The sequence below is a fragment of the Umezakia ovalisporum Ak1311 genome (genome assembly GCF_029891685.1).
GTDB classification, from domain to species: Bacteria; Cyanobacteriota; Cyanobacteriia; order Cyanobacteriales; family Nostocaceae; genus Umezakia; species Umezakia ovalisporum.
Genome location: NZ_JANQDJ010000067.1, coordinates 49,364 through 65,165, shown reverse-complemented (window position 1 = coordinate 65,165; position 15,802 = coordinate 49,364). Strand labels below are relative to the sequence as shown.

Here is a 15,802-nt window from a genome sequence, read left to right as displayed (position 1 = left end):
AAGTTAATCAAAATGACGCAAAAACAAATTTCCCGAGTGACTGTTTTAGATATGCAACCCATTGATCCACCTATTGGGGGTGGGAGGCTACGCTTACTAGGACTATATCACGGCATGGGTGACTGTCTTCCTACTACATATATCGGGTCCTATGACTGGGAAGGAGAAAAATATCGACATCATCGGTTGAGTAAAAATTTAGAGGAAATTGATATTCCTTTGAGTGAGCAACACTTTGTTGAATGTGCTAAATTGCAGTCCCGCTTGGGTGGTAAGACAATTATAGATTCTTGCTTTAATTTGCTAGGGCATTATTCTGGTAAATTTGTCGAAACAGCAAACAGCAAAGTCGCTGAATCAGATATTGTTATTTTCTCTCATCCCTGGGTTTACCCCTTAGTCAAGGATTCACTACGACACTGTCCCCAGCTTGTGGTTTACGATTCTCATAATGTAGAAGGTTTATTAAGAACAAGTTTATTAGATGATGGTGGGTTAGGAACTGAAATTGCTCAAAATGTAGTTACCATAGAATATGCTCTGTGTCATACCTGCGATTTAATTCTGGCTTGTTCCCAGGAAGATAGAGAATTATTTAATAAGTTATATAATATTCCCTTTAGTAAAATAGCCATTGTTCCCAATGGTGTATTTACAGATAAAATTCCCTATGTAAGTGGTAGTCAGAAAAAAATAGCCAAGAAAAAATTAAATTTAGGAGATACTCCACTGGCTATTTTTATGGGTAGCTCTTATCTACCCAACATTGAAGCAGCCAGGTTTATTATTGATGAATTAGCTCCAGCTTTACCTAATATACAGTTTGCCATCTGTGGCGGTGTCTGTGATCAATTCAGTCAAGGAGAACTACAAAAAAGAGACATTACTAATGTAATTCTAACAGGGTTTTTGAAGGAAAGTGAAAAACTTAACTATTTAGCTGCATCTGATCTAGCCATTAACCCTATGTTTTCGGGTTCAGGTACAAATATTAAGATGTTTGACTTTATGGCTGCTGGGTTACCTGTTATTTCAACACCAATGGGAGCTAGGGGTATTTTTCAAGGTTCAGAAACAGCCATCCATATTTGCACAGCAGAAGATTTTAGGAGTACTATCCCAGTAATTATTCAAGATAAAGCCTATAGCAATGTTCTGGGTACAGCAGCCAGAAGTGTAGTAGAAAAAAAGTATTCTTGGCAAAAAATCTCCCACGACTTAGGTTTTTTGCTTCATAGAAATAGGTCAAATCTAAGTAAAAATACCCCCTTTTTTAGTGTCATTGTTCCTACCTATGAAAGACATGCTAAATTAGCAAAATTATTAGAGATACTGCAAAATCAGAAATACAAAGAATTTGAAATTATTATAGTTGACCAAAGTAGAACATCATGGAAGGAAAAAGACGATTATTCTAATTTAGACATTGTTTATATCCATACTAATATTAAAGGAGCAGTAATAGCTAGAAATACAGCAGCTTACTACGCTAGAGGAAAAATTTTAGCTTTCACTGATGATGATTGTCAACCTAGTTCCGATTGGCTGATAAATAGCATAAAATACTTTGAATCTCTGGATGTAGTTGGTGTAGAAGGATTGATTATTTCTGATAAAGTTAACGATATAAATTACCGTCCTGTAACAAATTTAGGATTTGAAGGAATCGGGTTTATGACAGCAAATTTACTAGTTAGACGTGAAGTATTTATGGCTGTTGATGGATTTGATGAACGTTTTGATAATCCACATTTTCGTGAAGATACTGACTTAGGTTGGAGAATTGCCCAGTATGGTAAAATTCCTTTCGCTCATGATGTTTGTGTTTTTCACCCTCCTCATCTCCGCACTAATAAGGGTGAAAGTCTGGAAGAAAGAAACCGATTTTTTGAGAAAGATGTTTTATTGATGCAAAAACACCCAGAAAGATACCGAGAACTGTTTTTAAGTGAGTCTCACTACAAAAATACTCCGGGTTTTCGGGAAAACTTTCTCCGAGGGATGAAAAAATATAATGTAAAAGTTGATGATTTTTATTTGAAGTTTTTAGGATGATCACTATGAAGGAATTTATCAAAGATATGATAAACATTCTGAAAAAATTGAGAAATATAGCCCCAATATTCAGAAATGTTGACTGTTGACTGTCCAAGTTGTGCGCCGATGATACAAAATTTGAGCAATTAATGACTCTATTCTTAATAGACAATGAAGTTTATCTGGGTAAAACGCAAAAATTGTAAATTTTTATTGCAGGATTCAACACTTCTGCCCAATACTATACTCTCATCCTTGGATATTATTGCTTTCCATAATGACAGAGAGATGAAATGGTGGCGAATTTATCTATGAATTTCTGATAAATGAGTGCAGTTTCAATGTTTTTGAATTGAATGGTTAAAACCCAGTTAGTAGTTTGGCAAAAATGACCGATTAATTTGATAAAATCTGATAATTTTCATGGTGAAAATCCTCATTGATGCTACCCCAGTAGAACCCCAACCGAGGGGGATTGGGTTTTATGTAGCTAATTTAATATCTGCTCTGAGTGCAATACAAACAGCAGATAATTTTGAGTTAGGGATAGTTTATCAACCAGGTTTAAAAAAGTGGTTACGGGGTGATTTGCGCCTTCCTGATGCTCTGAAACATTACCCCCATAGTCATGTATTTCCTTTACCGGTAAGACTATCAAATTTACTCTTAGCTTCAGAGTTTAGACCTGGTTTATCTTACTGGGAAAAATATTTTGATTCTCCAGATATCTTACACGGTACTAATTACTCAGTCTATCCTTGTCAAAATAGCCTCAAGGTAATGAATATATATGATTTGACATTTATCAAATATCCTCAGTATGTAGATGCAGTTGTCAAAACATATACACAAAGAGTACGGCGCTGTTTACAGTGGACAGATTTAGTATTAACAATTTCCGAAAGCTCTAAACAAGATATTATCGAATATTTGCAGGTAGCAGCAGAAAAAATTTATGTAACTCCCTTAGCTAGTCGCTATCATCCATCCTTCTTAGAACCAGGAAATATTCAACAATTAAAAACAAAAATTAAATATGATTTTTCTCAACCTTATATTTTGTTTGTCAGCACCATAGAACCCAGAAAAAACATTGAGAACATCATTACTGCATTTAATTTTTTAAACAAAAAATATAAAATTCCTCATCAATTAGTCTTAATAGGTAAAAAAGGATGGAACTACAAGCCAATATTTGCAGCTATTGAAAATTCACCTTGGCAAAACAAAATTCACCATTTAGAATACCTGAATAACCAATTATTAGGATTATTTTACTCCCAAGCTGATGTCTTCGTCTATCCATCCCATTATGAAGGATTCGGGTTACCTCTGTTAGAAGCAATGACTTTAGGCGCAGCTGTGGTAGCTGCCAATACTTCCTCCCTCCCAGAAGTTGCAGGAGATGCAGCTATATTAATTGACCCCAATGACCCGATGCAATTAGCTGAGGCTATTATACAAGTAATTATTGATTCTCAGTTACGTCAACAATTAATTAACAAAGGTAGAGAAAGAGCAAAAATATTTTCTTGGCAAAGAACTGCTAAAGAAACATTAAAGGCTTACCAAAGTATAATTCATGAAGTTTGATGATAAAACTTCCATGACATAAACCTTTACCGAAATTTTACGCAATTAGTTGGTTGCAAAATTAAATACTTCATTTGTGACTCACACAGGAGCCTTCCCCGGCTAATATTAATAACTAAAACTTATATTTTTGCCCATAAATATCATTAACTAAATTATAGTTGCACATTTTTATGCGATCGCTATCAAATCCTTCTGATTTTTAGAAATTGTCTCGCTGAGTGCATATAATTCAAGCAAGAGATCAAATTTCCTTGTCAGCAATTGCTTCATTCTTAATTGATTTCTTAACAGCAAGCAGAATATTGATAGGGGTGATTAGATACACCGATGAACTGTCTTAAACAAATCTAGATCCAGTTTGACCAGAAACAGAAGAGTAGATAAGCAACTTCCCAATCTGTCCATAAGATGAGAAAACAAAAATGCTCAATTCTGAATTCCCTGAGTCTGAAGTTTGTGCTGAAACTGATTTTCATCAGATTGAAGAACAAAAAGGAACATTGAAGCCAAATCAAAAGGGACGTTGGCCTTTAATTTTAGGTATAACTCTGTTGATTGCAGGCGGCTGTGGTTGGCGCTGGTGGCAAAATAGCTTTGCTGGTCATGGAGCTCCGGGTAATACAGCAGCTGGTTCACCCATGGGAATTCCTGTGAAGTTAGCCACTGTAAAAACCGCAACCATAAAAGAAAGTTCGGTTATTAACGGCTTTTTAGAAGCTCCTGGCGCAGTAGCACTGAGGCCAGAAATTGACGGGCGAATCAGTGAAATTTTATTTAAGGAAGGCGATAGTGTTCAACAAGGACAAGTTATAATGCGCTTGCAGAGTGATGAGACTCAAGCCCGCTTACGACAAGCAAAAGCATTATTAGACCGTACCCAAGCCCGACTAGCAGAACTTAAAGCAGGTACACGTCCAGAAGCAATTGCTCAAGCCAAAGCTAGATTAGCTCAAGTGGAAACTCGCCTGAAAAATGCCCAGAGTGGAGCACGTCCAGAAGCAATTGCCCAAGCTGAAGCTCAAATTAAGGTAGCTCAATCTGATTTCCAATTAGCCCAATCAAGAGCTCAGAGATACCAACAATTAAGAAAACAAGGTGCTGTTTCCCAAGATGAACTAGAAGGATTTCTCTCAGAACAAAGAAGTGCTGAAGCTAGATTGCAAGCAGCCCAAAAACGACTCGAGGAATTCCGCAAAAGCAGAAGTTTTGATATTGATGAACTAGTGGCAACCGTAGAACTAGAACAACAAAGTCTCAGAGAACTAGAGAACGGTTCCCGCCCAGAAGAAATTGCCCAAGGCCGTTCTCAAGTTATGGAAGCAGCCGCTCAAGTCCAGTTAGCAGAAGCACAGCAGCAACACATCACAATTGTAGCTCCTGTCACTGGTATTCTCGGTAACATATCGGTGAAAGTGGGAGATTTTGTTAGTAAGGGAAATGAACTCACCACAGTGACTAAAAGTGATACTTTGGAATTAAATTTAGCTGTTCCCGTCAATGAAGCCGAAAGGTTGCGTCTGGGATTACCTGTACAAATACTAGATGCTGAAAACAAACCCACCCTCGCAGGTAAGGTAAGTTTTATTTCGCCCAATATTAATGTAAATACACAGAATATATTGGCGAAAGCCAGCTTTGCTAATCCCCAAAACCGAATACTCAATCGCCTCAACGTCCAAGCCAATGTCATCTGGGATGAAAGTCAGGGAATCCTAATTCCTACCGAAGCAATATCTCGCATGGGCAACCAGACTTTTGTGTTTGTAGCTCAAGAGTCGGGAAAATCTCAGCTAGGAATGGCGAACTTAATAGCTCAACAAAAACCGGTGAAGTTAGGAAATATTCAAGGAAACGATTATCAAGTTCTTGAGGGACTAAAAGCCGGGGACAAAATTGTTGTTGCAGGTATTCTCAATCTCACCAATGGCGCACCTATCATACCTGCACCTGAGCAAATGGGTAAGGGGAAACCTTAATTATTAACTCGTAATTTTTAGGTATAAAAGCACTTTTACAGTCATGGGAATCTTTTTCCTCCCTGCTTGTGGATCTCAATGTGCTGTCAATCAAAAATCCTCAATCTCAAATCCCAAATTGGTTGATTCATCCTTAACTACCAATTTATATTTATTCACCTCTCTAAGTCTATGTTTATTGATTTCTTTATCAAGAGACCAGTATTTGCTACGGTCTGTGCATTAATTGTGCTGTTGTTGGGATTGATTAGTATTCCCACATTGCCAATAGCTCGTTTCCCAGATATTGCACCTACTCAAATCAACGTTACCGCCAACTATACCGGAGGTAGTGCTGAGGACGTAGAAAACGGTGTTACCAACATCTTAGAAAGGGAAATCAACGGGGTTGAAGGTATCCGCTATATTACTTCCAGCAGTAGTAACGATGGCTCCACTAACATTACAGCTACCTTCAATTCATCCCGAAATCCAGATATTGCGGCTGTGGATGTGCAGAACCGTGTTGCTGTTGCTCAACCGCAACTACCAGAATCTGTACAGCGCACAGGTGTTAGGGTAACCAAACAATCTAACAATCTACTCTTAGCAATTGGTTTATTCGCTGAAAATGATGACTATGACAATGTATTTTTAAGCAATTATGCTGACCTTTACTTAGGAGATGCCTTAAAAAGAGTTAAAGGTGTTGGTAATGTGAGAATCTTTGGCGAACGTCGTTATGCAATGCGTATATGGCTAGACCCGAATCGCCTGGCTAGTCGGCAGCTGACCACTCAGGATGTAGTCAATGCTTTATCGGAACAAAATTTGCAGGTCGGTGGTGGAAGCATTGGTCAAGAGCCTGCCCCGGAAGGACAAAGGTATCAAATTGATGTACGCGCTGTCAGTAGACTTTCAGATTCATCGGAATTTGCGGAAATTATCCTGAAAACTAATAATGATGGCAGCTTAATTAAGCTCAAAGATGTCGGTAAAATAGAAATGGGGGCACAGAACTATAACTCATTTTTGCGATATCGCGCCAAAGATGCTGTGGGTTTAGGTATTTATCAACTTCCTGGGAGCAATGCTTTGGAGGTGGCGCGGGGAGTGAGAAAGGAAATGGCCCGATTAGCTCTCAATTTTCCGCCGGGATTGCAGTATCAAGTCGCCTTTGACACTACACGCTTTGTGGAAGAGTCGATGTCAGAAGTAATCAAGACTCTATTGATAGCAGTATTACTAGTTGTAATTGTAATTTTTGTCTTTTTGCAGGACTGGCGAACAACTTTAATTCCCGCGTTAACTGTTCCTTTGTCTCTCATTGGGACATTTATTTTTGCGAAAATTTTTGACTTTTCTATTAATAGTTTGACTTTATTTGGTTTAACTTTGGCATCGGGAATGGTGGTGGACGATGCCATTGTTATAGTTGAGCAAATCAGCCGTTTTATCCAGGATAAAGGCATGAGTCCTCCCCGGGCAGCTAGTGAATCAATGGCTGAACTATTTAGTGCAGTGATTGCTACTTCCTTGGTGCTGATGGCAGTATTTATCCCCGTGGCGTTTTTTCCGGGAACTACTGGCGCACTTTATCGCCAATTTGCCCTAACTATTGCTTTCTCTATTGTCATTTCTACCTTTTTAGCCTTGACCTTGACACCTTCTTTGTGTGCGTTACTGCTACGTCAAGGACAAAAACCTACTGGTTGGTTGGGTGGAGTTTTTGATCAAATGAATCAGTTGGTGGACTCAGTACGTAGAAGCTATGGGCGATGGCTCAATTTTCTAGTCCGCTTTAAAAACATAATTATGGGACTATTCATGGTGGCCTTGGGAATGACAGCTTGGCTCTATATCACCATACCCACAGGCTTTCTTCCCGAGGAAGACGAAGGCTACTTTATGACCTTGATCCAAGGGCCCCAAGGGGTTTCTTTACAATATACTAGTGATGTGATGGCACAAGTAGAAAAAGAAATCTTGCAAATCCCTGAAGTAGTGGGAACCTTCGCCCTTGGTGGCTTTAGTTTCAGTGGTAATATTGCCAATAATGGCATTATATTTACTACCTTAAAACCCTGGGCGGAACGTTCCCGACCAGATCAATCAGTACAAGCGATTATCGGTAACTTACGAGGAAAATTGTTCGCTATCCCAGAAGCAAGAATCTTTCCGGTAAATCCACCACCCATTCAAGGGTTAGGTAACTTTGGGGGCTTCAATTTTCAACTGCAAGACCGTAGAGGCAATAGTGGCTTAGAAACTTTGGTACAATCAATGGGTGAATTGCTTGGTGGAGCCAACCAAACACCAGGATTACAAGCTGTATTTAGTACTTTTGCCGCACAAACCCCACAAATTCTGGTAGAAGTAGATCGCAATAGAGCCAAAGCACTGCAAGTTTCCATAGATGATATCTTCCGTACTCTTCAAACTGCTTTGGGTTCTCAATATGTAAATGATTTCAACCTCCAGCAGCGTAATTACAGAGTGTATGTCCAAGCAGACGCAAAATTTCGCTCTAATCCCCAGGATATTGGTCAACTATCTGTTCGTTCTCAAAGCAATGAAATGATTCCTTTGAGAAACTTAATTACAACTACTTCTGTTGTGGGGGCCCAGGTAATTAACCACTATAATCTATATCGCTCAATTGAAATCAATGGTTCTCCTGCTCCTGGTTTTAGTTCTGGAGATGCTATTAAGGCCATGGAAAAGTTAGCTACAGAAGTTTTACCACCTATTTTTGGTTATGAGTGGTCAGGAACGACATTGGAAGAAATCAATTCTGGCGGTTTAGCACCCATTATCTTTGGTTTAGGAATTGTTTTTGTGTTTTTAGTGCTAGCTGCTCAGTACGAAAACTACATAGACCCCTTAATTATCCTCTTATCAGTGCCTTTAGCAATTTTTGGCGCACTTATAGCTCAATCAATGCGGGGTTTTCCTAATGACGTTTACTGTCAAATTGGTTTAGTAATGTTGATTGGTTTAGCTAGTAAGAATGCTATTTTAATTGTAGAATTTGCCAACCAATTGCGGAGGGAAGGGCTTTCTATAACTAAAGCAGCTGTGGAGGCAGCACAAGAGCGTTTACGCCCGATTTTAATGACTGCATTTTCTACACTGCTCGGTATTTTTCCCTTGACTATTGCCACAGGTGCCGGGGCGGGGAGTCGTCAGTCTTTGGGAACGACGGTGTTTGGCGGAATGTTAATTGCTACTTTTTTGACTTTGTTTGTGGTGCCAATTTTATATATTGTCATAAAAACAACTACAGAGCCTTTGTTCAAATCCTATGGTCATCATATGCAGCTAGATACAGCAAAAAAATGACCAATAAACATCCCTCCGGCTCGGTGTGTTCAAGAAGTGGGCTGTAGCGCGATAAACTAATATTTTAGTTCAGCAACATCAAAACATATATCTTGAACGAGAAATTAATGGAGATATTTGAAGTTATCCAAGAAACTATCAAAAAACCACCAATTCCCCATGAACCATATAAGCAATCATTGAAAGCTTGGGCTATGTATTGCTTACGGGACAAAGGGTTTAAAGTAGTTTATGCTCAAAATGCCGACTTTGCCATTGAAACCAAGGGACGGGACAAGCTGTATTTTAAAGTGACAAACAATAGGAAAGATGTAGATAATTCTTGTAGCTGGATAGTTTGGGATAATGTGACCAAAAGCCCTAGCCTGATTCCGGTTCAATAGTTGACGACCCAACTTAGTTGGAGGCTTTTTCTCCCGTCAAAGTTTGTAGTCAGAACTTTATTTTTCTGGGTTTTTTGTCAAAGAAGGAACTTAAGAAGGCTTTTCAAATATCATCAGGTGTTGCTGGGGTAATAAATTTTTAGTTTCTCGCCAAACTAAACCCACAGTTGCCATTTCTTTGCGGACTTGTTTTTGAGTCATTTTGTGCAAAGGTTTAATCATAATCAAAGGATTTTCGCCCCGGTATTCCACCAGCACCACTTTACCTCCTGGTTTCAGGGCTTTGACAATTCCCTGCATCAGCTCTTGGGGATATTCCAACTCGTGATAAGTATCCACCATCAGTGCTAAATCAACACTTGCAGAAGGAAGATTGGGATTGGTGAGAGTTGCCAAAATTGGCTCAACATTAAAAATATTTTTCTCTTGTTTGAAAAATTTCACAAATTCCAGCATTTCTGGTTGAATGTCCACAGCCAAAACCTTTCCGTCTGTTAGTAATGGTGCAATGCGAAAGCTGAGATAACCTGTACCTGCGCCAATATCCGCCACTACATCGTCGGGTTGTAAGTTAAGGGCACTCACAATTTTACTGGGCTGTTCTTCTACCTCGCGGCTTGGTCTTTCTAGCCAACCTGCACCTGTGTGTCCCATGACTTTGGCTATTTCTCGCCCCATGTAGTATTTTCCCATACCATCTGCACTGGGACGCCATCGCTGTTCATAAACATTATTAGACACAGAAGCAGCGTTTGCTATGGTCATCGGGGTAAACAGCAAGTTTACCAGCATCAACAGAATAGCGAAAAATTGTAAACAATTTAACTTATGGTAATGGTAATTTTTCATGTTTATCAACCCATAGGTACGCCAAGGTTTTTTGATTTTAAAGATGAGGCAGGATTAATTCAGCAACTTTGCGTTGCGGATGGTGTCCGTGATGAGATTTTATCCCAGTATTACCAATCACCATAAAGAAAAAGTTCGGATTATCATCCTGACCATCCATAAATTACAAGAAATCAAGGGGAAGGGTGAAAGCCCCTTTAGAATCCCCTCGCCCTTCGGTGGGGGAAAGGTCAAATCAGCGGATAGCTTGCGCGGATTTATCAGTTTGCGTAAAAATAGTAGTAAGAATGCCTTAATTTATCTTAACAATGGCGCTCACACAGCTACATCAAACTCTTTCTTCTCAACAAACACCGCCAAATCAACGAGGATATGATTATGATTTGGTAATTGTCGGCGGTGGGATTGTTGGCTTAACTTTAGCCTCGGCTTTGAAAAATTCTGGCTTAAGTATTCTACTCATAGAAGCCAGAGTCGCATCAGCAGCAGTAGCCAAAGGACAAGCCTATGCAGTTCATATGCTTTCCGCTCTCATATACCAGGGCATTGGAATTTGGGATAAAATATCGCCTCAAATTGCCAAATATTGCCAAGTCCGCCTTTCTGATGCTGATTACCCTGAGGTAGTGAAATTTGTGACCGATGATTTAGGTACGTCAGAGTTGGGTTATGTGGCGGAACACCAAGCCTTGTTAGAGCCTTTGCAGGAATTTGTGCAAAATTGTCCGAATGTAACTTATCTGTGTCCGGCTGAAGTGGTCAAGACAGAATATCAGCAGGACATTGTAGCTATAGATATGAAAATTGCCGAAAAAATTCAGACAGTCCGCAGTAAATTACTTGTAGCGGCGGATGGTTCGCGATCGCGCATTCGTGAGGCTGCGGGAATTAAAACTTCTGGCTGGAAATATTGGCAATCCTGTATTGTAGCCTTTGTTAAACCAGAAAAATCCCACAATAACACTGCCTACGAAAAGTTTTGGACAAGTGGACCCTTTGCGATTTTACCTCTACCGGGGAACCGTTGCCGAATCGTTTGGACAGCCCCCCACGCAGAAGCGGAGGCTATATGTGCTTTAGATGACGAGGAATTTTTGGCAGAACTCACTCGCCGCTTTGGAAATCAAATGGGTAAGTTGGAATTGCTAGGACACCGCTTCATATTTCCAGTGCAACTGATGCAAAGCCATCACTACGTTCTCCCCCGATTAGCTTTAATTGGCGATGCAGCACACAATTGTCATCCCGTGGGGGGACAAGGGTTAAATTTGGGGATTCGAGATGCAGCTGCTTTAGCTCAAGTGCTACAAACAGCAGATGAAGCCGGAGAAGACATTGGCCACTTGAAAGTCCTCAAAGGTTATGAACGTTGGCGCAAGGTAGAAAACCTAACCATTTTAGGTTTCACTGATTTGTTAGATCGAATGTTTTCTAATAACTTTTTGCCCTTGGTGATAATTCGTCGTCTCGGTTTATGGATGATGCTACGTATACCTATGTTAAAAGTGTTTACACTGAAGTTAATGATTGGGTTAAAAGGACGTACACCTGAATTAGCGAAACACGGGGATTAATAGTTATAACAGTGTCAACCTTAAGGTAGATGTAACAGGTACAATTGTGTAATGTAAGATTCATTACTGGCAAAAGTTTCGATTCTCCAAGGAATTGAAAATTAAAACGAAAAAAGTGATTACACTCACAGCCAGGAATGCTAAAGTTTCAAGAACTTTATCGGAACTTTTCAGCGAATATTCATGCTGAAGAAACTAAAGAAAAAACAAATTTTTCTCATGGCTGGTGCGGCCCTGTTTGCCTTCTCAGCAGGAGCAATAGCATCAGCACCTGAGATAGAAAAATCCTTGGGACAATGGTTAAACCTGAGCAAAATTCAGTTTGAACAAATTTCTAAAGATAACCAAGCCAATTCAGGCGTATTTCCACTAGTATCAAAGTCACGACAAGAACGGGCAGCAAAACTAGAAACCATCGCCAAGGGTTCCAGTTCACCAGACAGAGAACGTGCCCGTTATTTATTGGCGAGTGATTTGATGGAGATTAAAGAGGCGCAAAAGGCTTTGAGTTTGCTGCAAGGGCTAGAAAAAACCTATCCCAGTCTTGCTCCCTACATTTTACTCAAACAGGCACAAGCACAAGACATATTGGGTGAGGATGGTAAGGCTTCGGATCTCCGACAAAGAGTGCTTAGAGAATATCCCCAAGAAGCGGCTAAAGCCAAAGCTTTGTATATGATCGCACTACCAAAGCATCATGATACGGCCATTGCTGAGTTTCCTTCCCATCCCCTCACCTGGGAAATTATTTATCAGAGGTTACAACAGAATCCCAATCAGCCAAAACTCAGGCTAATTTTGGCACAGTACGCCTATAATCAAACGGGAATAGTGGGTGTGTTAGATCAGCTGGTCAAACAACCTCATCTCAAAGCCGAAGAATGGGAAATTGTCGGGAGAGCCTACTGGGAAAACAATCAATTTGCTAAGGCTGCCAATGCCTATACTAAAGCACCCCAAACACCCCGCAGCCTTTACCGCGCTGGCCGGGGGTTACAGATAGAAGGTAAAGAACGGGAAAAGGCAATAACCATTTATCAGCAACTGGTACAAAAATTTCCTCAAGGTAACGAGACAGGACTAGCTCTATTGCGCTTGGCAGAATTAGCTAGAAACCCTAAAGAAGCTCTACCCTATCTTGACCAAGTAATTGCTAATTTTCCCCAACAAGCTAGCAATGCAGTAGTAGAAAAAGCCAAAATTTACCAAGGACTCAATGATCAAAAGTCCGCTCAACAGACTTGGGAATTGCTCTTAAGTAAATACGGCAGTTCTGATCAAGCTGCAGAGTATCGTTGGAACCGAGCCAAAGAGCAAGCCAAAGCCCAAAATTACCCAGGTGCTTGGCAATGGGCACAACCAATTGTTACCAACAATCCTCAGAGTATTTTAGCTCCTAGAGCAGGGTTTTGGATGGGTAAATGGGCAAATAAAATAGGAAAGCAACAGGAAGCTAAAGCAGCTTATGAGTATGTATTAAGTAACTTTCCTTACTCTTACTATGGGTGGCGATCGGCTGTACATCTGGGGCTGAATGTAGGCAACTTTGACAACCTGCGCCAATTGCAACCAGAAGTAGTTATACCTCAACGTCCAATACCTCCCGCAGGTTCAGACACCTTCAAAGAACTGTATTTACTAGGTGAAGACCGTGATGCTTGGTTGCAATGGGAAACAGAATTTTTGAATAAAGACCAGCCCACCGTAGCAGAACAATTTACTGAGGGGTTAATGCGGTTAACTAGGGGAGAAAATCTCTCCGCAATTAACTTGATTTCTCGATTGGAAGACCGGGAAAAACCAGAAGAACAAGCCGAGTATCAGGCTTTGAGCCAAAAAATTACTTACTGGAAAGCCCGTTATCCTTTTCTCTATCGCCAGGAAATTAAAAAATGGTCTGCTGAACGTCAATTAAATCCTTTGCTAGTGGTTGGCTTGATCCGTCAAGAATCAATGTTTCAGCCAAAAATCAGATCTGTTGTGGGGGCCACTGGGTTAATGCAGGTGATGCCCAGCACAGGTGAATGGATTGCCCCCCAGATACAGTTGGATAGCAAAACAATTAACTTAGAAGACCCCAACGAAAATATTAATCTGGGGACATGGTATTTAGACTATACCCATAGACAGTATAAGGATAATTCCATGTTAGCCATCGCCAGTTACAATGCAGGCCCCGGTAATGTTGCTAAATGGCTGCAAACTATTGGCAAAAACGATGCAGATGATTTTGTAGAAGCCATTCCTTTTGATGAAACTAAAAATTATGTGCGACAAGTATTTGGTAATTACTGGAATTATCTGAGACTTTATAACCCAGAGATTTCGGCTCAGGTAGCAAAGTACTCAGATACACATCCAAAATTACCCCAAAGGTAAGGTAATGTTGCTGAACAAAAGTACAAAAATCTTTAAGCGGCCAAAAACATAGCTTGGTCGCTGCTTCCCCGGATACAATAGTTAACAAATGTTGCCTATTGATTCGACTAATGACACCCTCACAAGATGTAACTACTCCTGACCTCCACCTAGAGGAATATGGCAACTCAGAATCAAAAATTGATCCTCTCAATGAGTTGCCAGATGAAGTGGAAATGTCACTCTTCGACCACCTAGAAGAGTTACGACAACGAATTTTCTATTCTCTAATTGCTGTCGCAGTTGGTGTTATTGGCTGTTTCATAGCCGTTAAACCCATTGTCAAGTTACTAGAAGTCCCAGCCCAAGGAGTTAAATTTCTCCAACTTGCCCCCGGAGAATATTTCTTTGTTTCCATCAAAGTCGCAGGTTACAGTGGCTTAGTACTTTCCAGCCCTTTTATTCTTTACCAAATTATTCAGTTCCTTCTCCCAGGATTAACTCGCCGTGAACGCCGCTTATTGGGGCCAGTAGTTTTAGGTTCTAGTGTGCTGTTTGCTGCGGGTTTAATATTTGCCTACTTGTTGCTCATTCCCGCCGCTTTGAATTTTTTCATTAGTTACGGTGAAGATGTAGTAGATCAATTGTGGTCTATTGATAAGTACTTTGAATTTGTCCTGCTACTATTATTCAGCACCGGTTTAGCATTTCAAATTCCGATTATTCAATTAATACTTGGTAATTTGGGCATTGCTTCCTCCAAAAGGATGATTTCTGGCTGGCGTTATGTGATTATGGGAGCAGTAGTTCTAGGTGCTATTCTGACCCCTTCCACAGACCCCCTCACCCAAAGTTTGTTAGCAGGGGCAGTGTTAGGACTATACTTTGGGGGTATTGGTCTAGTAAAGCTCACGGGTAAATGACAAAAAATAATTCAAGCAGAAATCCCACCAGCTTTTAGCCGTGGGATAAATGTTTGCCACCTTGAGGTAAAGTCTATCTTGTCTTTTAATCAGTAATATAGTCAGCTATCAGCACTTTTCTTTGTTGCTAAGGTCTGCCCAATTTTTGGTTCCATACCTGCCAGCAGGCGCTCAATGTTGGTACGATGGCGTAAAATTACATACAATCCCCCTGTAATACCAAACAGGATATAGGGTAGTGGTTGATCCAGAACTACCATCAAAATAGGAACTGCAATAGCGCCTGCAATGGAACTGAGAGATACAATTCTCGATATGGCTATCAACAGAGCAAATACACCTGCTGTAGCTAAGGCCACTTGCCAATTCATCGCCAATAAAATTCCTAAACTGGTAGCAACAGATTTACCACCAGAAAAGCCCAAAAAAATTGATTTACTGTGTCCAAAGATAGCAAACAACCCAGCTAAGGTAATCATCCAGGGTTGCCACACTGGGATATTTATAGTTGACGGGATAAGATTTTGACTAGGGGCAAAACTGAACAACCAATAAACAAGTACGATGGCTAAGACTCCCTTAAAGCAGTCTATAACTAAAACCAGAGCGCCTGGGCCTTTCCCCAAGGTTCGCAATACATTAGTTGCACCCGTTGAACCCGAACCAACTTCTCGAATATCAATACCTTTTAACTGTTTAACAGTAATGTAGCCAGTGGGAAAAGAACCCAACAGATAAGCTACCAGCAAAGCCACACCACACAAACTCAACCAAATAGTCATAAT

Annotated in this window: 11 protein-coding genes; 9 read left to right on the top strand and 2 right to left on the bottom strand. The window is 40.2% G+C overall.

The features are described 5' to 3' along the window. Positions 1–12: 12 nt before the first annotated feature. The 5 genes from NWP25_RS12605 to NWP25_RS12585 all read left to right on the top strand — a co-directional run bounded on the left by NWP25_RS12605 (position 13) and on the right by NWP25_RS12585 (position 9,313). Positions 13–2,055, top strand: a complete 2,043-nt coding sequence (locus NWP25_RS12605) for a glycosyltransferase (protein WP_280699535.1) — start codon at positions 13–15, stop codon at positions 2,053–2,055. 405 nt (positions 2,056–2,460) lie between these two features. Then, on the top strand, positions 2,461–3,630 hold the full coding sequence (locus NWP25_RS12600; RefSeq protein ID WP_280686515.1) for a glycosyltransferase family 4 protein: 1,170 nt from the start codon (positions 2,461–2,463) through the stop codon (positions 3,628–3,630). Between the two features lie 425 nt (positions 3,631–4,055). Continuing rightward, the gene (locus NWP25_RS12595) at positions 4,056–5,609 is read left to right on the top strand and encodes an efflux RND transporter periplasmic adaptor subunit (RefSeq protein WP_280699533.1); all 1,554 of its coding nucleotides are present in this window, start codon (positions 4,056–4,058) and stop codon (positions 5,607–5,609) included. A gap of 171 nt (positions 5,610–5,780) precedes the next feature. Continuing rightward, entirely contained in the window at positions 5,781–8,930 is a 3,150-nt protein-coding gene (locus NWP25_RS12590; RefSeq protein WP_280651752.1) for an efflux RND transporter permease subunit, read from the top strand. Positions 8,931–9,037: 107 nt separating this feature from the next. Further along, a complete protein-coding gene (locus NWP25_RS12585; protein WP_280651753.1) occupies positions 9,038–9,313 on the top strand; it encodes a hypothetical protein in 276 nt (91 codons plus the stop codon). Positions 9,314–9,403: 90 nt separating this feature from the next. On the opposite strand, the gene NWP25_RS12580 is transcribed toward NWP25_RS12585, so the two are convergent. Beyond that, complete coding sequence (locus NWP25_RS12580; protein WP_374912304.1) at positions 9,404–10,105, bottom strand: class I SAM-dependent methyltransferase; 702 nt, start codon at positions 10,103–10,105, stop codon at positions 9,404–9,406. A gap of 36 nt (positions 10,106–10,141) precedes the next feature. On the opposite strand from NWP25_RS12580, the gene NWP25_RS12575 reads away from it, so the two are divergent. From NWP25_RS12575 to tatC, 4 genes are all read left to right on the top strand, one after another. Further along, positions 10,142–10,288, top strand: a complete 147-nt coding sequence (locus NWP25_RS12575; RefSeq protein ID WP_280651798.1) for a hypothetical protein — start codon at positions 10,142–10,144, stop codon at positions 10,286–10,288. Positions 10,289–10,470: 182 nt separating this feature from the next. Further along, entirely contained in the window at positions 10,471–11,736 is a 1,266-nt protein-coding gene (locus NWP25_RS12570; protein WP_280651754.1) for an FAD-dependent hydroxylase, read from the top strand. A 183-nt stretch (positions 11,737–11,919) separates the two neighbouring features. Next, positions 11,920–14,115, top strand: coding sequence for a lytic transglycosylase domain-containing protein (locus NWP25_RS12565; protein ID WP_280699531.1), 2,196 nt, complete (start codon positions 11,920–11,922; stop codon positions 14,113–14,115). Positions 14,116–14,225: 110 nt separating this feature from the next. Next, positions 14,226–15,017, top strand: coding sequence for a twin-arginine translocase subunit TatC (gene tatC, locus NWP25_RS12560; protein WP_280651756.1), 792 nt, complete (start codon positions 14,226–14,228; stop codon positions 15,015–15,017). A 101-nt stretch (positions 15,018–15,118) separates the two neighbouring features. Here tatC and plsY read toward each other — a convergent pair whose 3' ends face one another. Continuing rightward, the gene (gene plsY, locus NWP25_RS12555) at positions 15,119–15,799 is read right to left on the bottom strand and encodes a glycerol-3-phosphate 1-O-acyltransferase PlsY (RefSeq protein ID WP_280699530.1); all 681 of its coding nucleotides are present in this window, start codon (positions 15,797–15,799) and stop codon (positions 15,119–15,121) included. Positions 15,800–15,802 lie beyond the last annotated feature (3 nt).

Excerpts from the sequence above, each read along its gene's own strand:
- NWP25_RS12605 (WP_280699535.1), top strand. The coding sequence starts at position 13 with ATGACGCAAAAACAAATTTCCCGAGTGACTGTTTTAGATATGCAACCC.
- NWP25_RS12600 (WP_280686515.1), top strand. The coding sequence starts at position 2,461 with ATGGTGAAAATCCTCATTGATGCTACCCCAGTAGAACCCCAACCGAGG.
- NWP25_RS12595 (WP_280699533.1), top strand. The coding sequence starts at position 4,056 with ATGCTCAATTCTGAATTCCCTGAGTCTGAAGTTTGTGCTGAAACTGAT.
- NWP25_RS12590 (WP_280651752.1), top strand. The coding sequence starts at position 5,781 with ATGTTTATTGATTTCTTTATCAAGAGACCAGTATTTGCTACGGTCTGT.
- NWP25_RS12585 (WP_280651753.1), top strand. The coding sequence starts at position 9,038 with ATGGAGATATTTGAAGTTATCCAAGAAACTATCAAAAAACCACCAATT.
- NWP25_RS12580 (WP_374912304.1), bottom strand. The coding sequence starts at position 10,105 with ATGCTGGTAAACTTGCTGTTTACCCCGATGACCATAGCAAACGCTGCT.
- NWP25_RS12575 (WP_280651798.1), top strand. The coding sequence starts at position 10,142 with ATGGTAATGGTAATTTTTCATGTTTATCAACCCATAGGTACGCCAAGG.
- NWP25_RS12570 (WP_280651754.1), top strand. The coding sequence starts at position 10,471 with ATGGCGCTCACACAGCTACATCAAACTCTTTCTTCTCAACAAACACCG.
- NWP25_RS12565 (WP_280699531.1), top strand. The coding sequence starts at position 11,920 with ATGCTGAAGAAACTAAAGAAAAAACAAATTTTTCTCATGGCTGGTGCG.
- tatC (WP_280651756.1), top strand. The coding sequence starts at position 14,226 with ATGACACCCTCACAAGATGTAACTACTCCTGACCTCCACCTAGAGGAA.
- plsY (WP_280699530.1), bottom strand. The coding sequence starts at position 15,799 with ATGACTATTTGGTTGAGTTTGTGTGGTGTGGCTTTGCTGGTAGCTTAT.